Below are 18,007 nucleotides of genomic sequence, written 5' to 3'. Positions count from 1 at the left end.
GGCCGGGCCATGCGCGGCGAGAGCGACAGAACAGGCTCGGAGCGGGCCTTGACGAGAGGTATGTCGGATGAGTGACCTGGGCCATGTGCTCGTCCTGGCGGGCGGACTCTCCTACGAGCGGGAGGTCTCACTGCGTTCGGGGCGACGGGTGAGTGAGGTGCTGCGCGGGGCGGGCATCTCCGTGGAGACCCGCGACACCGACGCGTCACTGGTTCCCTCCGTGCTCGCGGACCCGCCGGACGCGGTCTTCGTCACCCTTCACGGCGGGGCAGGCGAGGACGGCGCCATCCGCACGGTGCTCGAACTCCTCTCCGTCCCGTACGTCGGGGCCGGCCCCGACGCCTGCCGGGTCGCCTACGACAAGCCCACCGCCAAGACCGTCGTCCGCTCCTTCGGTCTGCGCACCCCCGAATCGGTGACGCTGCCCAAGGAGACCTTTCACGACCTCGGCGCCTCCGCGGTGCTGGCCCGGATCGTGGAGCGCCTCGGCCTGCCCCTGTTCGTCAAGCCGTCCCGAGGTGGCTCCGCACTCGGTGCGTCGATGGTCCGCAGCGCGGAGGAACTTCCCGCCGCCATGGTCGGCTGCTTCGCCTACGGCGACACCGCACTGATCGAACGTTGCATCGACGGCGTCGAGGTCGCCGTCTCCGTGGTCGACCTCGGTAACGGGCCGGTGGCCCTGCCCCCCGTGGAGATCGTCCCCGACGAGGGCATGTACGACTACGCGGCCCGCTACACCGCCGGGCACACCGAGTTCTTCGCCCCTGCCCGCCTCTCGCCCGAGGTCTCCGCGGCCTGCACCGAGATGGCCGTGACCGCGCACACCGCCCTCGGCCTCCGGGACATCTCCCGCACCGACCTGATCGTCGACGCGGACGGCCTGCCGCACTTCCTCGAAGTCAACGTCGCCCCCGGCATGACCGAGACCTCCTCCCTCCCCATGGCCGTGGAGGCCGCCGGCGACGACCTCGGCACCCTCTGCCGGATCCTCCTCGAACAGGCCGCCGCCCGCGGCGCCTGACCCCGCCCGCCTTCCTGGGAATGCTCGAAGCGCGCGACGGGGACCCCGGTGGGGGCCGGGAGCGCGACCCCGACGGGAACACCGGCGGTCCGGTCATCAGCCGATCGAGGCCCGCGGGAGGCACGACGGTTCGGTGGAGGGCCGCCGAGAGCCCCGAGGCCGGCGGGAAGCCGGCCGGGGTGGACCAGGGGCGTAACGGTGAGCGGACCGTCCCCCCTACGCTGGCCGTGTGCTGACCTCCACCCCATTTCCCAAGAGCTTCGCCAGTGACAACCACGCGGGCGTACACCCCGCGGTCCTCGCCGCCGTCCTCGAAGCGAACACCGGAGACGCTCCCGCCTACGGCGAGGACGTCTGGACCGCCGCGATGGAAGACGCCTTCAGTGCCGAGTTCGGCCCCCAGGCGACCGTCTATCCGATGTTCAACGGCACCGGAGCCAACGTCGTGGGACTAGGGCTCGCGCTGCGGCCGTACGACGCGGTGATCTGTCCGGTCACCGCCCACATCAACACCAACGAGTGCGGCGCGGCCGAACGCGTGCTCGGTGTCAAGCTGGTCACCATCCCCACCGATGACGGCAAAATCTTCGTGGACGACATCCGGGGTCTGCTGTCGGTGCTGGGGGATGCGCACCACTCCCAGCCCAGGGTCATCTCCATCTCCCAGGTGACCGAGTGCGGCACCTGCTACACCGCCGACGAGGTCGCCGAGCTCGCGGAGTTCGCGCACGCGCGGGGCCTCTTCCTGCACATGGACGGCGCCCGGCTGGCCAACGCGGCGGCCGAACTCGGCTGCTCGCTCCGCTCCCTCACCACGGACGCGGGCGTGGACCTGCTCAGCTTCGGCGGCACCAAGAACGGCGCCATGGGCGCCGAGGCGCTCGTGGTCCTCCGCCCCGAACTGGACGCCCCGACGCCGTTCCTACGCAAGCAGGGAATGCAGCTCGCCTCCAAGATGCGCTTCGTCTCCGCCCAGCTGACCGCGCTCCTCACCGATGACCTCTGGCGCGAGAACGCCGCCCACGCGAACGCCATGGCCCACCGCCTGGCCGAGGGCATCGCCGACCTCCCGGGCGTCTCCCTGCGTTACCCGGTGCAGTCCAACGCGGTCTTTCCCGCCCTCCCGGAAAAGGTCATCGCGGAGTTGCAGCAGCGCTACCTCTTCCATCTCTGGGACGCGGCCGAGAACGTGGTCCGCTGGGTGACCGCCTTTGACACCAGTCCCGAGCATGTCGATACCTTCGTCGCCGACATCCGGCTCGCCGTCCAGGGGACGGCCGGCTCCTGAGTGACGGCTGTTTCACGTGAAACGGTCGTCCCCTGCGGGTACCCCTGCTCGTCCGCCTCGGCCGACGCTCGATGTTTCACGTGAAACGGCACCGTCTCCGTCGCGGCGACAGAGGGCCGCGCCGGCATCAAGGCCGGGGGCTCGGCAGCCTTGCGGCCCTGAGGGCGCGCGTGCGCGTGCGGCGAGGGAGGGCTTCACTCGACCGTCGCGGTGGCGTACGACGGCCAAGGGAGGGCGACCGGGGACACGAGAACGGCCTCCCTGTTTCACGTGAAACAGGGAGGCCGTTCTCGTCGGAAATCCTCCGGGAGAGGGGCGCCGGGGCCGGGATTCACCGGCTCACAACGAGGCGCCATTGACCTCGCCCTCACGGGCCCTGCCGGAAATCACCCTTCCTGCACCTGCAGCGATCCCGGGGCCATCGTGCTGATGATGCGCTCCAGGTCGTCGATGGTCGCGAACTCCACCACGATGCGGCCCTTACGGCGGCCGAAGTCGACCTTCACTCGGGTCTCGAAACGATCGGAGAGACGGTCTGCCAGCTGCCGGAGGACGGGCTCCTCGGTGGGCTTCGCCCGAGGGGTTCGCGGAGCCGGTGCCGGAGCCGCCCTGGTGTCGCCCACGGCGACGATCTCCTCGACCGCGCGGACCGACAGCAGCTCGGCAACGATCCGGCGGGCGAGATGCTCCTGGGCGGCGGGGTCGTCCAGGCGAAGCAGCGCCCGCGCGTGACCCGCGCTGATCGTGCCGGCCGCGACACTGAGCTGCACGCCGGGCGGCAACTTCAGCAGACGGAGCGTGTTGGTCACGTGCGAGCGGGAGCGGCCGATACGGGTGGCGAGCTGCTCGTGGGTCGCACCGAAGTCGTCGAGCAGCTGCTGATAGGCCGCCGCCTCCTCCAGGGCGTTGAGCTGCTCGCGCTGGAGGTTCTCGATGAGCGCGTCAAGCAGGAGCTTGTCCTCTTGGGTGCTCCGTACGATCGCGGGGATCTCGGAGAGGCCGGCGAGCTTGGAAGCACGCCAGCGGCGCTCACCCATGACCAGCTCGTAGCGCCCCTCGCCGGTCGCACGCACCACGACCGGCTGGAGCAGGCCGACCTCGCCGATCGAGGCGGCCAACTCCTTCAGTGCCTCCTCATCGAAGACGTCGCGGGGCTGGCGCGGATTGGGCACGATGTCGTCGACGGGGATCTCAAGGAAGTAGGCACCCGCGACCGGCTTGGGGCCGGACTGCTCCGGCACCGTCGGCTCCGGGGCGACCATCGTCACGGTCATCGACACGGGTGTCTCGGCGACGACGGCCGGGCCCGTCGGGATGAGGGCCCCCAGTCCCCTGCCCAGCCCTCTCGGCTGCTTACTCACTGCCCCTCCCGAGGCTCAAGATGTCGCCCTCACTGGCATGTCCGCGGCCACGGCCACGGGATTCGCGGTACTCATACGGCCACACCGCGATAAGCGATCTCACGAGCGGCGTCCATATAGGCCATCGCTCCGCTGGAGCCCGGATCGTACGTCATGACCGACTGACCGTAGCTCGGGGCCTCGGAGACGCGCACGCTCCGGGGGATCAACGTGCTCAACACCGTCGCGCCGAAGTGGGAGCGGACCTCGTCGGCCACCTGGGAGGCCAGGCGGGTGCGTCCGTCGTACATCGTCATGAGGATGGTGGAGAGGTCAAGCGTGGGGTTCAGATGGGCGCGGACCAGATCCACGTTCCTCAACAGCTGCCCAAGACCTTCCAGCGCGTAGTACTCGCACTGGATGGGGATCAGCAACTCGTTGGCGGCCATCAGCGCGTTGACGGTGAGCAGGCCGAGCGAGGGAGGGCAGTCAATGAGGATGTAGTCGAACTCAACGGCGTCGTACGCGGTCAGCGCGCGCTGCAGACGAGCCTCACGGGCGACCATCGAGACCAACTCGATCTCGGCACCGGCCAGGTCGATCGTGGCGGGAGCACAGTAGAGGCCCGGCATGTCCGGGACCTCCTTCACCACCTCCGCGAGCGGCATGTCCTCCACGAGCACCTTGTACATGTCCGGTACGTCGCCACGGTGCTCGACTGCCAGGGCCGTCGAGGCGTTGCCCTGTGGATCGAGGTCGACCACGAGCACCCGCTGGCCATGCATGGACAGCGCGGCCGCCAGGTTGACCGACGTGGTGGTCTTACCGACGCCGCCCTTCTGGTTGGCGACGGTGAAGATCCGGGTTTTGGGAGGGCGGGGCCAATCTCCATCTCGGACCCCGGTGGAACCTCCAGGAGCGGCGGCGGTCTTCCGGGTCGATGTTTCACGTGAAACCACTGAGCTGAGTGCCTCTCGTACCAGCGGCGAGTCGCCGGGATTAAGGGGGGTCTGGGTCACGGTCGTCGTCCTTTCAACCGGCCTGACTACGGCACCGGGAGCCGGTGCCGGCCAACCCAGACCGGAAAGGCGTCCATGTGGCAAAGCGGCCGGATTCTCGGGCCAGCCGAGACCGCTCGTCGCGCTGGCAATCGCACCTGTACGGTCGTCCACTGGCCTCGTACTCGCTTTGCTCGGTTTGTCTACTGGCCTCGCGCTACCTGCCTCGCGAGGCGCGATCCTTCCGGCGAGCGGTCTTCCGCGCTCCTTCTGGAGCTCGACCGGCGACCACCCGGATGAGAGTTGTGGGCGGCTCGACCTTACCGTGCCCGACCGAGGTGAGCTCAGCGGTTTGAACCCCACTCGACCGCAATTGCCGTTCGGCGTCCGCCAATTCCTCCGCCGCGCGCTCGCCCTTCATGGCCAGCAGCTCGCCCCCCTCACGCAGGAGGGGAAGCGACCATTTCAGCAGGCGGTCGAGCGGTGCCACCGCTCGGGCGGAGGCGACGTCGAACTCCCGCCTGCCCGCGAACTCCTCCGCCCGGCCGCGCAACACCTCGACGTTGCCGAGCTTCAGCGACTCCACGCACTCCTCCAGGAAGACCGTCCGGCGAAGGAGCGGCTCCAGGAGGGTGACGGTGATGTCCGGTCGTACGATCGCCAGGACCAGGCCCGGCAGTCCGGCACCGGAACCGATGTCGACCAGGCGTGCGCCCGCGGGCACGGCCTCGGCGACCACCGCGCAGTTGAGCAGGTGGCGGTCCCAGATGCGCGGCACCTCTCGCGGACCGAGCAGCCCGCGCACCACCCCGGGGCCGGCCAGCAGTTCCGCGAACGCCTCCGCCCTGGCCCAGGCGTCACCGGCGAACACCTCGTGCGCGACCACGGGCGGCTCAGGGATCTGGTCACTCACTCGACGCTCACTCTTCCCTCGGAAATGTCGGGGTCAGGCCGGTCTTAAGGCTAACGGCCCGCCTCGACGACACCGCACGGCGCGGGCCCCAAACTCGTATGCCACCGCCGACATCGTACGGAACAGGCCACGAAAAAGGCCGCCGCCCCTGGAAGAACCAGGGGCGGCGGCCTCTGCCCATCCGCCGTCGTCAGGCGGGGAGGACCACCACGAAACGGCGGGGCTCCTCGCCCTCGGACTCGCTCCGCAGGCCCGCCGCCGCGACGGCGTCATGCACGATCTTCCGCTCGAACGGGGTCATCGGCTGCAGCGACTTGGGCTCGCCATCCCGCTTGACGTCCGCAGCGATCTTGGTGCCGAGCTCGCTCAGCTCGCTTCGGCGGCGGTCGCGGTAGCCACCGATGTCGAGCATCAGGCGCGACCGCTCACCCGTCTGGCGGTGGACCGCGAGGCGTGTCAATTCCTGGATGGCCTCCAGCACCTCGCCGTTGGGGCCGACCAGATCACCACCCTTGATATCGACCACCGACACCACGGCGCGATCACCTTCGACATCCATGTCGATGTCGCCGTCGATGTCGGCGATGTCAAGCAGACCCTCGACGTAATCCGCCGCGATCTCGCCTTCCTGCTCCAGGGCGGCGAGATCGGGAGCCGCCTTCACGGGCTCCCTCTCGGCCTCGGCCTCGGTCACGTCCGGCCACTCCTTCGTGCTGTCGGGATGAGACGTCAGGACTTCTTGCTACCGGTCCGCTTGCTGCGGGGCTGGCGGGTGGGCTGCTGGCGGATTACCTTCGGCTCCGGCGCGGCCGGCGCCTCGGGCTCGGGGGCGGTCTTCTTGACCTTGCTCAGCAGGCTCGGCTTGGGCTCGGGGGTCGTGACGTTGCCCTTCGCGTCGACCACCGGGGAGGGATTGCGGCTGTAGAACCAGTGCTGCTGGCCGAGGGTCCAGAGGTTCGTGGTGACCCAGTAGAGGATCAGGCCCAAGGGGAAGTTCAGCGAGAAGATGGCGAACAGCGGCGAGATGTACATCAGGATCTTCTGCTGCTGCGCCATCGGGTTGTCCGGCATCTGGGCCATCGAGCGGGTCACGCTCTGCCGGACGGTGAGGAAGGTGGTCAGCGAGCTGATCGCCACGAAGACGGCGAGAACGACCTTGGTGATGATGGGGTCGGCGTTCAGCGCGATGATGTCGTTCGCACTGGTGAAGAAGGTCGCCGGGATCGGCGCGCCGAAGATGTGGGCCGCCCTGGCGCTGTCCATCAGCTGCTGGGTCATGCCGAACTTGGGCACCGGGCTGTTGGCCATGGCCTGGAGCACGGTGAACATCGAGATGAAGATCGGGAACTGCGCCAGGATCGGCAGGCAGCCACCCAGCGGGTTGGCGCCCTGCCCCTGGTACAGCGCCATGACCTCCTGGTTCATCCGCTGCTTGTCGTTCTTGTAGCGTTTGCGGATCTCCTGGACCTTTGGCGCCAGTTCCTGCATCTTCTTCGAAGAGCGCATCTGCTTGAGGAAGAGCGGGAAAATCAACAGCCGCATCAGCACGGTGAGCGTGATGATGGTCAGCGCCCAGTTGAGCCCGCTGTTCCTCGGGATGAAGGTGCTGTAGCCCTCGTGAATCCAGGTGATCACTTGGGCGACGGCCGTGTAAAGCCAGTTCAGCCAGGACAGCTCCACCGAGCTAGCTCCCTTGCGTTTCGTCGGACCGGCCCGGGGGAACCGGGTCAAAGCCTCCGGGATGGAATGGGTGGCAACGCCCGATTCTCCGGATCGTCAACCATGTGCCGCGTAGCGCGCCGTGAACGGCCACGGCTTCGAGGCCGTAGGCACTGCACGAGGGGTGGAAACGGCAACGGGGACCCAGCAAAGGACTCACGAAGGCCCGGTAGAACCGGATCGGAGCCATCAGGATCCTGGCAGCCGGAGAAATCCCGGCGATCTGCTGCGCCGTCATCATCGCCCATCCATGCGAGCCCCCGGGGGCTCTAGCCGCCTGAGTAAACGATCCAGCGCGACGTCGAGTTCGGCGGCAATGCGCTCGCTTCGCGCGGACGCGGCCGGTGGATTGGCGCGTACAACAAGCAGGCTACCTCGCGGAAGCCGGTCGAGACGGTTTCGCATGAGGTGTCGCAACTGACGTTTGACCCGATTTCTGATGACCGCGCCTCCTACGGCGCGACTCACCACGAATCCGACCAGGGGAGGATCGTCAGTGTCCGCGCGCATGCCAAAGTGCGCGACCAGGGTGGGGCGGCCTGCTCGGCTTCCCCTTCTGATCGCGCCGGCGAAATCGTCGCCCCGGCGCATGCGGGACCCGGACGGCAACACGAGAGACCTTCGTGACCCTGGGCAGGTACGCCTGTCGCCCGTCGGCATCGCTGCCGACGGGCGACGGGCTCTGCTGCCTTGGCCCGGCGGACCGGGCGCAACGGATGCGTCAGGCGGAGAGCTCGGCGCGGCCCTTGCGACGGCGAGCGGCAAGGATGGCACGGCCGGCGCGGGTGCGCATGCGGAGCCGGAAGCCGTGGGTCTTCGCACGACGGCGGTTGTTCGGCTGGAAAGTACGCTTGCTCACGAGTGGGCTCCAGGCTCAAGACGCATCCCCAGCACATGGGGACGCTCGACAGTGGCTGGCCTGCCGGATGCGGGGCATGCGAAATAGCCGCCGCGTGGCAAGCCGACCGTCGTACGTTACGGGGCAGGCGCGTCCCAGGTCAAACCGGAGAACATCCTGGAGCACGCGAACACAGGTTATCCACCTTTCCACAGGCACGTTTTCCACTGGCGCCCCGCCGTCCACAGGATGTGCACTCTGTCCCCCCGTACTGCCACTAGGCTGTGGACAACGTCTTGTACACAGCTGTGGACAGGGCTACCCTCGGCCCTTCCAAACCCTCTCTCCACTGCGAGGACGCGTCGGACCGCGGGTAACAGACTGTGCACAGCCTGTGGATTCGATGTGGATATCGAACGGTGCCCACGAAGGTGCCACGGGACGCCCGGCGTGTGGACAACGGCGAGATCCGGTGCTTCCGGCGGCCATCGATGTGGATAAACAGATCGCGGTAGGCCGGCGGGGCCGCGTCGGGAGGAGGGGGGCAGAGCCATGGACGGAACGGACCTCAGCGCGGTCTGGGCGAGGGCGCTGGAGAACTCCCTGAACGAGAACGTCCCGTCTCAGCAGCGGGTCTGGCTCAACATGACCCGGCCCTTCGGCCTCATGAACGACACGGTGGTGCTCGCCGCGCCCACGGATTTCGCCAGAGATGTTCTGGAGAACAAGCTTCGTCCGCTTATCAGCCACGCGCTCTCCCAGGAGTTCGGCCGCCCGATGCGGGTGGCCGTCATGGTCGACCCCAGCGCGGCGGGCCCCGAACCCGGACTCGCCTCCCGCCAGGACCCTTATCCCCAGGCGCAACCGCAGGGTTATGCACAGGCCGGCGGGGCCCAGCAGGGTTATGCACAACCGGCCAATCCCCAGCACCACGGGGTTTCGGTGCCCCACCCCCCCTACCAGGGGGGCAACCCGGCCGCCCAGCCGTCCACCGAATATCCACAGGCCCAGCCGTTCTCCTACCCCTACCAGCAGGGTGAGGAATCCTCCCAGCCGTACCGCCCCGCGGAGCCGTCCCAGGCTCCCGCGCCGGGGGAATCGAGCCCCGGATACAACCGCGGCGGCTATACCGCGCCCTCGCCGCGTCCCGAGCCCGACTCCTTCGACCGCGGCGCGCCCGCGGTGCCCGGCGGGGGCGGCGTACAGAACAGGTGGGACAGCCGCGGGAGCCGGACGCAGGGCGAGCCCGCCCGGCTGAACCCGAAGTACACCTTCGAGACCTTCGTCATCGGCTCCAGCAACCGGTTCGCCCACGCGGCCGCGGTCGCGGTGGCCGAGGCGCCGGCCAAGGCGTACAACCCGCTGTTCATCTACGGCGACTCGGGCCTGGGCAAGACCCACCTGCTGCACGCGATCGGCCACTACGCACAGAGCCTGTACGACGGCGCGCGGGTGCGGTACGTGAGCTCCGAGGAGTTCACCAACGACTTCATCAACTCCATCCGCGACCACAAGGCCGACAACTTCCGGGGCCGCTACCGGGCGGTGGACATCCTGCTGGTGGACGACATCCAGTTCCTGGAGGGCAAGGAGCAGACGCAGGAGGAGTTCTTCCACACCTTCAACACCCTGCACAACTCCAACAAACAGATCGTCATCTCCAGCGACCGGGCGCCGAAACAGCTGGTAACGCTGGAGGACCGGCTCCGCAACCGGTTCGAGTGGGGTCTGATCACCGACGTCCAGCCGCCCGAGCTGGAGACCCGCATCGCGATCCTGCGCAAGAAGGCGATCCAGGAGGGCCTGGCCGCACCGCCCGAGGTGCTGGAGTACATCGCCAGCCGCATCTCCACCAACATCCGCGAGCTGGAGGGCGCCCTGATAAGGGTGACCGCGTTCGCCAGCCTCAACCGGCAGTCGGTCGATCTGCAGCTCACCGAGGTCGTGCTCAAGGACCTGATCACCGAGGACGCCGGGTCGGAGATAACGGTCGCCACGATCATGGCCTCCACCGCCGCCTACTTCGGCCTGTCGATCGACGACCTGTGCGGCGGGTCGCGCTCGCGCGTGCTGGTCACCGCCCGGCAGATCGCCATGTACCTGTGCCGGGAGCTGACCGACATGTCGCTGCCGAAGATCGGTCAGCAGTTCGGCGGCCGCGACCACACCACGGTCATGCACGCCGACCGGAAGATCCGCTCCCTGATGGCCGAACGCCGCTCGATCTACAACCAGGTCAACGAACTCACCACCAGGATCAAGCAGCAGTCGCGCAATGGCTGAGGTTTTTCACCCCGTGATGCACAGGCTGTGGAAAACCTTGTGGATCAACGATTCGCGGGGGCGGGAAAGGCTCCGGGACGTTCACTCATGATCATCAGCAAACGGGCCGGTCCGAACCCTGTTCGGGACTGTGGACAACTCTGGGGAGAAGTTGGGGACAACCTGTGGGTAACCCGTGGACAACCTGGGGACGCCCTGTGAAGAGAGTTTTCCACAAGGACAAACCGACCTCATACCCGGTGGATAACCTGGGGAAACCTCGTGGATAACCGGTGGACAGAGCGCACCGAATCTGGGGACGGCCTGTGGGTACTCCGCGGTTCTCCCCAGCCCCAAGAGTTGTCCACAGCGGGCGCCCACAGCCCCGGTGGATGAAAAAACCGCACTTGACCTGCGGAAACGATGGCTTTCCACAGTATCCACACCCCCTAATACGATGGCCACTTGTATCTCTACTAGGAAACCCAAGAGCCATAAGAGGGGTTCCGGGAGAGCGCAGGCTCGAGACAGTGAACACTTGAACCCCAGGCACCGAGCGGACGGCGCTCGATACACAGGAGGCAGATCCACGTGATGTTCCGGGTCGACCGAGACGTGCTCGCTGAGGCGGTCGCATGGACGGCGCGCAGCCTGCCGGCGCGTCCCTCCGTGCCGGTGCTGGCCGGCATGCGTCTCGAGGTCACTGAGGACGGGCAACTCAAGCTCTCCGGCTTCGACTACGAGGTCTCCGCCGAGGTGACCCTCGAACTGCAGACGGGAGAGGCGGGCGTGGTGCTCGTCTCGGGCAGGCTGCTCGCCGAGATCACCAGGGCGCTCCCCGCGCAGCCCGTGGACTTCGTGGTGGAGGGCGCCAAGGCGGTCGTCACCTGTGGCAGCGCCCGGTTCACCCTCCTGACCATGCCTGTGGAGGACTATCCCTCGCTGCCGACCATGCCACCGGCCGCCGGCCGGGTCGGCAGCGACGTGTTCGCCTCCGCCGTCAGCCAGGTCGCCGTGGCCGCGGGCAAGGACGACACCCTGCCGATGCTCACCGGCGTACGCGTGGAGATCGAGGGGGACACGGTCACCCTCGCGGCGACCGACCGTTACCGCCTCGCCGTGCGGGAGCTGAAGTGGCAGCCGGACCAGCCCGACTTCTCGGCGATCGCGATGATCCCGGGCAGGACCCTCGCGGACACGGCCAAGGCCCTGGGGGGTACCGGCGCCGAGGTCGAGATCGCGATGAGCTCCGCGGGAGGCACCGGTGAGGGCATGATCGGCTTCTCCAGCGCGGGGCGCCGCACCACCACCCGGCTGCTCGACCCCGAGTTCCCCAAGTACCGCTCGCTGCTGCCCACCGAGTTCTCGGCCCGCGCGCAGCTGCCGACGGCGGCCTTCGTCGAGGCCGTCAAGCGGGTGGCCCTGGTCGCCGAGCGCAACACGCCGGTACGGCTCGCCTTCCGCGGTGACGAGGTCGTCCTGGAGGCGGGCAGCGGCGACGAGGCGCAGGCCGTCGAGGTGCTCCCCGTCGAGTTCGAGGGCGAGGACATCAACATCGCCTTCAACCACCAGTTCCTGCTGGAGGGCCTCGGCGCGATCGACTCCGACGTGGCCCGCCTGCAGATGACCACGTCCACCAAGCCGGCCATCCTCACCGGCGGCAAGCCTGTGGACGACGGAGAGGTTCCCGACTACCGCTACCTGATCATGCCCATCCGGCTCTCCAGTTGACGACGGGAGTGCCCCGTTCAGGCACACCGTGGCTCAAGGCGTGCCTGAACGGTGCCAGGAGGCCCGGCGACCACCCGGCCCTCCCCCTGACACCTCTGGAGCTCGCTGAGGCGGCCCGTGAGGCCCGTGAGGCGGGTGCGGGCGCTGTTCACATGCATCCGCGTGACGAGGGGGGCAGCGAGTCGCTCAGCGCCGTCCACATCGGGGCGGCGGTGCGCGCGGTGCGCGAGACGTGCCCGGGGCTCCCGGTGGGGGTGAGCACGGGGCTGTGGATGACCGGCGGGGATGTGGACGCGCGGCGCGAGGCCGTCCGCGGCTGGACCGCGCTCGCCCCCGGAGACCTGCCGGACTTCGCGTCCGTGAACCTGTCCGAACCCGGCTTCCGGGACCTGTGGCATGATCTGCGGCGGCTCGGGGTGGACGTGGAGGCCGGGGTCTGGTCCGTGGACGACGCCGACGCGCTCGCCGCGAGCGGACTGGAGTGCGCCCGGGTGCTCGTGGAGATCCTCGGCGGCCCCGCGGACACGGCCGTCCTCCGGGCGCACGCGGTCCTGGACCGCCTCGCCGGGCTCGGCGTACCGGGATCGCGGCTGCTCCACGGGGAGGAGGAGCCGACCTGGATTCTCCTGGACCTCGCGGGGCAGTTGGGACTGGCCACGCGCATCGGCCTGGAGGACGTCCTCCACGGTCCCACGGGTGATCCGGTAGGCGGGAACCCCGAGCTGGTGAGGCTTGCGCGGGCGCGTCTGACGTAGGTGAACGATGAAACCCTGAAGGGAGTGCTCGTATGCAGATCGGCATGGTCGGGCTGGGCAAGATGGGCGGCAGGATGGCTGAGCGCCTGCGCCGCGGCGGCCACGAGGTCGTCGGTTACGACCGCGATCCCGAGGTCAGCGACGTCTCCAGCCTGGAGGAGCTCGTGGAGCGGCTCCGGACGCCGCGAACGGTGTGGGTCATGGTGCCCTCGGGGGAACCGACCCGGGCGACGATCGAGGCGCTCGGCGAGGTGCTGGCCCCCGGCGACCTCCTCATCGACGGCGGCAACTCGCACTACGCCGACGACCAGAAGCACGGCGCCGCTCTCGCCGCGAAGGGCATCGGGTTCGTCGACTGCGGCGTGAGCGGTGGAGTCTGGGGGCTGGAGAACGGCTACGCGCTCATGGTCGGCGGCGACGGGGCCGACGTCGAGCGGGCGATGCCGATCTTCGAGACCCTCAAGCCCGAGAGCGAGGACGGCTTCGTCCACGCGGGCAGGATCGGTGCCGGTCACTTCGCCAAGATGGTCCACAACGGCATCGAGTACGGCATGATGCAGGCCTTCGCCGAGGGCTGGGAGCTGCTGGAGGCCTCCGACATCGTGACCGACGTGCCCGGCGCCTTCAAGAGCTGGCGGCAGGGCACCGTCATCCGCTCCTGGCTGCTCGACCTGATGGTCCGCGCGCTTGAGGAGGACCCCGCCCTGGAGCGGCTCGAGGGCTACGCGCAGGACTCCGGCGAGGGCCGCTGGACGGTCCAGGCGGCCGTCGACCTCGCGGTCCCGCTGCCGGTCATCACCGCCGCCCTGTATGCCAGGTTCGCCTCCCGCCAGGACGACTCACCGGCCATGAAGGTCGTCGCGGCCCTGCGCAACCAGTTCGGCGGCCACGCGGTCACCTCCAAGGCGGGCTCGGCGGCCAAGGGGGCCGACTCCCCCGGCGCCGACGTCGTCCCCCCGGTCGAGGCGGCCGGCTAGCACGGCGTTCCCCGTCCAAAAGCGCGGATCCGCCACGGCTCCCGGCTCGGGAAGGCCGCCCCGGCAACCTCGGCCGCACGTTCGCGACCTCCGTCGGGAACGGAGCGCCGGTTCCTCGGGCGCAGGGCTTTTTCCACGGGGCGCGAGCCGTGCGGGCCACGACGGCGGACGGGGCCGACTAATCTTCCTGGGGTGCATGTCGCCCATCTCTCCCTGACCGACTTCCGGTCCTACGAAACCGTCGATCTCGGCATGGAACCGGGGGTCACGGCCTTCGTCGGGCCCAACGGCATGGGAAAGACCAACCTGGTCGAGGCGCTGGGTTACGTGGCGACGCAGGCCAGCCACCGGGTCGCAGGCGACGGGCCGCTGGTCCGGCAGGGCGCGGCGCGGGCGATCGTACGCTCGGTGGTGGTCCGCGACGACCGGCGCGCGCTGATCGAGCTGGAGATCAATCCAGGCAGGGCCAACAGGGCCAGGCTGAACCGCTCGCCCGTCTCCCGCACCCGCGATGTCGTCGGTCTGCTGCGCACCGTCCTGTTCGCTCCCGAGGATCTCTCCATGGTCAAGGGCGACCCCTCCGAGCGGCGCCGGTTCCTCGACGACCTCCTGGTGGCCAGGGCGCCCAGGTTCGCGGGGGTGCGCGCCGACTACGACAGGGTGCTCAAGCAGCGCGGCGCCCTGCTGCGCACGGCCGCGCAGGCCCGGCGGGGGCGCGGCCGGAGCACCCGGCGGGCCGAGAGCGACGCGGCGTTCGCCGAGGCCGGGGCGGGAGACCCGCTGAGCACCCTCGATGTCTGGGACGCCCATCTGGCCACGCACGGTGCCGAGCTGCTCGCGGCCAGGCTGGAGCTGGTCGAGACGCTGCGCCCCCTGGTCGCCGCCTCGTACGCCTCGCTCGCGCCCGACTCCGCCCCCGCGAGGCTGGAGTACCGCGGCACCCTGCCGGTGGACGCGGGCACCGACCGCGCCGAGCTCGTGAAGCGGCTGCGGGCCGGCCTGCTGGAGGTTCGCGCCGCCGAGCTCGAACGTGGCGTCACCCTCGTCGGCCCGCACCGCGACGACCTGTTCCTCGGGCTGGGGGAGCTGCCCGCGCGCGGCTACGCCAGCCACGGCGAGTCGTGGTCGTACGCGCTGGCGCTCAGGCTGGCCGCCTACGACCTGCTCAGGGCCGACGGCGGCGACCCGGTCCTGATCCTGGACGACGTCTTCGCCGAGCTGGACAACAGGCGTCGGCGCCGCCTGGCCGAGATGGTCGCCCCCGCCGAGCAGGTGCTGATCACCGCCGCGGTCCCCGACGACGTGCCGAAGGAGCTGGCCGGCGGCCGGTTCGACGTGACAGAGGGGGGTGTGGCCCGTGCCCGATGACGCAGAGCCTGGATCGAACGGTGACGGGGCGGACGCCACGGTCCCCGGGTCGGCGAGGAGCGCGGCCGCCAAAGGGGCGGCGATGGCCAGGGAGAAACTGGCCCAGGCCAAGTCGGACGCCGCCAGGCGAGGGCAGCTCCCCCGCAGGGAGCCGCGCCGCCGGGCGTCCGGGCCGCGCAGGGACGCGGGTGATCCCCAGCTCTTCGGCAGGGCCATCGCCGACCTGCTCGCCGATCGGGGCTGGCAGCAGCCCGCCGCGATCGGCGGGGTCTTCGGCCGCTGGCACGAGATCGTCGGCCCGGACATGGCGGCCCACACCAGGCCGGAGACCTTCGCGGAGGGCGAGGTCGTGGTCGTCGCCGACTCCACCGCCTGGGCCACCCAGGTGCGTCTGCTGGCAAGGACCCTGGTAAGAAGGTTGAATGAGGAGCTAGGGGACGGAACGGTGCAACGGGTCAAGGTCCGTGGACCGCAGAACGGTCCCCGCTCCAGCGGCGGTCTGCGGGTCACCGGAAGCCGCGGTCCGGGCGACACGTACGGCTGACTCGGCGCTCAGAAACGGATCAGCAGCCTTTCTGGCGCGACGAACCCCGCCCCCGTAGGGGGATGTTCAAGACGATGATCGTCACGCGACAGGCCATTCCAGGGGCCGTCAATGCCACATGATGTGCTCTGAGCCGCTAGAATGAAATCGAATTCCGGACACGTCCGTTTGCGTGTCACCCCCGGCGCGTGTGCCGGTTCCCCTGGGTGGACGCATCGGGGCATTCACGACGGTGACGGGCACGGCGGGGCTACACGTTTGTCTCCCTGCCGCGTGTCCGCGGCAGGAGGATTTCGCACTTGTCCTACGACGCTAGCTCAATCACTGTTCTCGAAGGACTTGAGGCGGTCCGTAAGCGTCCCGGTATGTACATCGGCTCCACCGGCGAGCGCGGTCTCCATCACCTCGTCTACGAGGTCGTCGACAACTCCGTCGACGAGGCCCTGGCCGGGCATGCCGACCGGATCGAGGTCACCCTGCTCGCCGACAACGGCGTGCGGGTCGTCGACAACGGCCGAGGTATCCCGGTCGGCAACGTTCCCGGCGAGAACCGTCCCGCGGTCGAGGTCGTGCTGACCGTGCTGCACGCGGGCGGCAAGTTCGACGACAAGTCGTACGCGGTCTCCGGAGGACTGCACGGCGTGGGCGTCTCCGTCGTCAACGCGCTGTCCAGCAGGCTCGAGGTGGAGATCCGCACCGACGGCCACCACTGGCGGCAGACCTACGTCGACACCCGGCCCACCACCTCCCTGATCAAGGGCGAGGAGACCGACGAGACCGGCACCTCGATCACCTTCTGGGCCGACGGGACCATCTTCGAGACCACGACCTGGCACTTCGAGACTCTCGCGCGCCGCTTTCAGGAGATGGCCTTCCTCAACAAGGGCCTGACGATCTCCATCAGGGACGAGCGCCCCGACTTCATCGAGGACGACCCCAAAGAGGTCACCTATCACTACGAGGGCGGTCTGTCCGACTTCGTCAAGCACCTCAACTCCAAGAAGGAACCCACCCACGTATCGGTGATCGACTTCGAGGAGCAGGGGGACGGCATCGCGGTCGAGATCGCGATGCAGTGGAACAACTCGTACAGCGAGTCGGTCTACACCTTCGCCAACACGATCAACACCGCGGAGGGCGGCACTCACGAGGAGGGCTTCCGCGCGGCGCTGACGTCCATCGTCAACCGCTACGCGCGCGAGCAGAAGTTCCTCAAGGAGGGCAAGGACGACAACCTCGCGGGTGAGGACATCCGCGAAGGTCTCACCGCGATCATCTCGGTGAAGCTGGCCGACCCGCAGTTCGAGGGCCAGACCAAGACCAAGCTGGGCAACACCGAGGCCAAGTCGTTCGTCCAGAAGGCCTGCAACGACCACCTGCGCGACTGGTTCGAGCGCAACCCCGGCGAGGCCAAGGACATCATCACGAAGTCCCTGCAGGCCTCCCGCGCCCGCCTCGCGGCCCGTCAGGCCCGTGACCTGACCCGGCGCAAGTCGCTGCTGGAGTCGGGCTCCGGCCTGCCGGGCAAGCTGGCCGACTGCCAGTGGAGCGATCCGGAGAAGTGCGAGCTGTACATCGTCGAGGGTGACTCGGCGGGAGGTTCCGCCAAGGGCGGCCGTGACTCGAAGTTCCAGGCGATCCTGCCGATCCGCGGCAAGATCCTCAACGTCGAGAAGGCCAGGATCGACAAGGTCCTCCAGAACCAGGAGGTCCAGGCGCTGATCACCGCCATGGGCACCGGGGTGCACGACGAGTTCGACATCACCAAGCTCCGCTACCACAAGCTCATCCTGATGGCGGACGCCGACGTCGACGGCCAGCACATCACGACCCTGCTGCTGACCCTGCTGTTCCGCTTCATGCGGCCGCTGATCGAGGCGGGGCACGTCTACCTGTCCCAGCCGCCGCTCTACAAGATCAAGTGGGACAGGAAGGGCGAGGACGCCTCCTACGCCTACTCCGACCGGGAGCGCGACGCGGTCATCCAGGCCGGCATCGACGCGGGCAAGCCCGATCCCCGGCCCCGTGACAACGTGCAGCGCTTCAAGGGGTTGGGCGAGATGAACGCCGCCCAGCTCTGGGACACGACCATGAATCCCGACACCCGCCTGCTCCTGCAGGTCACCCTCGACGACGCGGCCCAGGCCGACGAGCTGTTCAGCGTGCTGATGGGTGAGGACGTCGAGGCGCGCCGCTCCTTCATCATCAGGAACGCCCGGGATGTCCGTTTCCTTGACGTGTAGCGGTAGCCGT

At 68.8% G+C, this 18,007-nt stretch carries 17 protein-coding genes; 9 read left to right on the top strand and 8 right to left on the bottom strand.

Translation table 11 applies throughout. The features are described from left to right. Positions 1 to 67: 67 nt before the first annotated feature. Together AB0K21_RS28755 and AB0K21_RS28750 are read left to right on the top strand one after the other, a co-directional pair. Positions 68 to 1,021: a D-alanine--D-alanine ligase gene (locus tag AB0K21_RS28755; protein ID WP_343970392.1), complete on the top strand. Its 954-nt coding sequence runs from the start codon at positions 68 to 70 to the stop codon at positions 1,019 to 1,021. Between the two features lie 229 nt (positions 1,022 to 1,250). Beyond that, the gene (locus AB0K21_RS28750; RefSeq protein ID WP_364154824.1) at positions 1,251 to 2,309 is read left to right on the top strand and encodes an aminotransferase class I/II-fold pyridoxal phosphate-dependent enzyme; all 1,059 of its coding nucleotides are present in this window, start codon (positions 1,251 to 1,253) and stop codon (positions 2,307 to 2,309) included. Positions 2,310 to 2,695: 386 nt separating this feature from the next. Here AB0K21_RS28750 and AB0K21_RS28745 read toward each other — a convergent pair whose 3' ends face one another. The 8 genes from AB0K21_RS28745 to rpmH all read right to left on the bottom strand — a co-directional run bounded on the left by AB0K21_RS28745 (position 2,696) and on the right by rpmH (position 8,138). Beyond that, complete coding sequence (locus tag AB0K21_RS28745) at positions 2,696 to 3,670, bottom strand: ParB/RepB/Spo0J family partition protein (protein ID WP_343970398.1); 975 nt, start codon at positions 3,668 to 3,670, stop codon at positions 2,696 to 2,698. Between the two features lie 71 nt (positions 3,671 to 3,741). Beyond that, a complete protein-coding gene (locus AB0K21_RS28740; RefSeq protein WP_364154820.1) occupies positions 3,742 to 4,668 on the bottom strand; it encodes a ParA family protein in 927 nt (308 codons plus the stop codon). Between the two features lie 196 nt (positions 4,669 to 4,864). After that, positions 4,865 to 5,560 carry a 16S rRNA (guanine(527)-N(7))-methyltransferase RsmG gene (gene rsmG, locus AB0K21_RS28735; protein ID WP_343970404.1) on the bottom strand — a complete coding sequence of 232 codons (696 nt, stop codon included), beginning with the start codon at positions 5,558 to 5,560 and terminating at the stop codon, positions 4,865 to 4,867. A gap of 190 nt (positions 5,561 to 5,750) precedes the next feature. Then, a complete protein-coding gene (locus AB0K21_RS28730; RefSeq protein WP_364154817.1) occupies positions 5,751 to 6,254 on the bottom strand; it encodes a R3H domain-containing nucleic acid-binding protein in 504 nt (167 codons plus the stop codon). Positions 6,255 to 6,289: 35 nt separating this feature from the next. After that, positions 6,290 to 7,240: a membrane protein insertase YidC gene (gene yidC / locus AB0K21_RS28725; RefSeq protein WP_364154814.1), complete on the bottom strand. Its 951-nt coding sequence runs from the start codon at positions 7,238 to 7,240 to the stop codon at positions 6,290 to 6,292. 4 nt (positions 7,241 to 7,244) lie between these two features. Next, a complete protein-coding gene (yidD, locus tag AB0K21_RS28720) occupies positions 7,245 to 7,520 on the bottom strand; it encodes a membrane protein insertion efficiency factor YidD (protein WP_343970413.1) in 276 nt (91 codons plus the stop codon). Then, positions 7,517 to 7,939 (bottom strand): ribonuclease P protein component, encoded by a 423-nt coding sequence (rnpA, locus tag AB0K21_RS28715; RefSeq protein ID WP_343970416.1) that lies wholly within the window; start codon positions 7,937 to 7,939, stop codon positions 7,517 to 7,519. The genes yidD and rnpA overlap by 4 nt, the downstream gene beginning before the upstream one ends. Positions 7,940 to 8,000: 61 nt before the next feature. Beyond that, positions 8,001 to 8,138, bottom strand: coding sequence for a 50S ribosomal protein L34 (rpmH, locus tag AB0K21_RS28710; RefSeq protein ID WP_010849920.1), 138 nt, complete (start codon positions 8,136 to 8,138; stop codon positions 8,001 to 8,003). Between the two features lie 531 nt (positions 8,139 to 8,669). Here rpmH and dnaA point away from each other — a divergent pair. The 7 genes from dnaA (at position 8,670) to gyrB (ending at position 17,997) form a co-directional block, all read left to right on the top strand. Next, complete coding sequence (gene dnaA / locus AB0K21_RS28705) at positions 8,670 to 10,400, top strand: chromosomal replication initiator protein DnaA (RefSeq protein WP_343970420.1); 1,731 nt, start codon at positions 8,670 to 8,672, stop codon at positions 10,398 to 10,400. A 570-nt stretch (positions 10,401 to 10,970) separates the two neighbouring features. Continuing rightward, positions 10,971 to 12,110 carry a DNA polymerase III subunit beta gene (dnaN, locus tag AB0K21_RS28700; RefSeq protein WP_343970423.1) on the top strand — a complete coding sequence of 380 codons (1,140 nt, stop codon included), beginning with the start codon at positions 10,971 to 10,973 and terminating at the stop codon, positions 12,108 to 12,110. Between the two features lie 8 nt (positions 12,111 to 12,118). After that, the gene (locus AB0K21_RS28695; protein WP_343970939.1) at positions 12,119 to 12,865 is read left to right on the top strand and encodes a 3-keto-5-aminohexanoate cleavage protein; all 747 of its coding nucleotides are present in this window, start codon (positions 12,119 to 12,121) and stop codon (positions 12,863 to 12,865) included. A 32-nt stretch (positions 12,866 to 12,897) separates the two neighbouring features. Then, on the top strand, positions 12,898 to 13,842 hold the full coding sequence (gene gnd / locus AB0K21_RS28690) for a phosphogluconate dehydrogenase (NAD(+)-dependent, decarboxylating) (RefSeq protein WP_343970426.1): 945 nt from the start codon (positions 12,898 to 12,900) through the stop codon (positions 13,840 to 13,842). Between the two features lie 192 nt (positions 13,843 to 14,034). After that, positions 14,035 to 15,210 (top strand): DNA replication/repair protein RecF, encoded by a 1,176-nt coding sequence (recF, locus tag AB0K21_RS28685; RefSeq protein WP_364154807.1) that lies wholly within the window; start codon positions 14,035 to 14,037, stop codon positions 15,208 to 15,210. Continuing rightward, positions 15,200 to 15,754, top strand: coding sequence for a DciA family protein (locus tag AB0K21_RS28680; RefSeq protein WP_343970432.1), 555 nt, complete (start codon positions 15,200 to 15,202; stop codon positions 15,752 to 15,754). The genes recF and AB0K21_RS28680 overlap by 11 nt, the downstream gene beginning before the upstream one ends. Positions 15,755 to 16,053: 299 nt before the next feature. Next, a complete protein-coding gene (gene gyrB / locus AB0K21_RS28675; RefSeq protein WP_343970435.1) occupies positions 16,054 to 17,997 on the top strand; it encodes a DNA topoisomerase (ATP-hydrolyzing) subunit B in 1,944 nt (647 codons plus the stop codon). Positions 17,998 to 18,007: the final 10 nt, after the last annotated feature.

This window comes from Streptosporangium sp. NPDC049248 (assembly GCF_040678965.1).
Taxonomy (GTDB): Bacteria; Actinomycetota; Actinomycetes; order Streptosporangiales; family Streptosporangiaceae; genus Streptosporangium; species Streptosporangium fukuiense.
This window is presented reverse-complemented; position numbering and strand designations above follow the sequence as displayed.

Coding starts and splice junctions, on each gene's coding strand:
- AB0K21_RS28755 (WP_343970392.1), top strand. CDS start 68: ATGAGTGACCTGGGCCATGTGCTCGTCCTGGCGGGCGGACTCTCCTAC.
- yidD (WP_343970413.1), bottom strand. CDS start 7,520: ATGATGACGGCGCAGCAGATCGCCGGGATTTCTCCGGCTGCCAGGATC.
- rnpA (WP_343970416.1), bottom strand. CDS start 7,939: ATGCCGACGGGCGACAGGCGTACCTGCCCAGGGTCACGAAGGTCTCTC.
- dnaA (WP_343970420.1), top strand. CDS start 8,670: ATGGACGGAACGGACCTCAGCGCGGTCTGGGCGAGGGCGCTGGAGAAC.
- gnd (WP_343970426.1), top strand. CDS start 12,898: ATGCAGATCGGCATGGTCGGGCTGGGCAAGATGGGCGGCAGGATGGCT.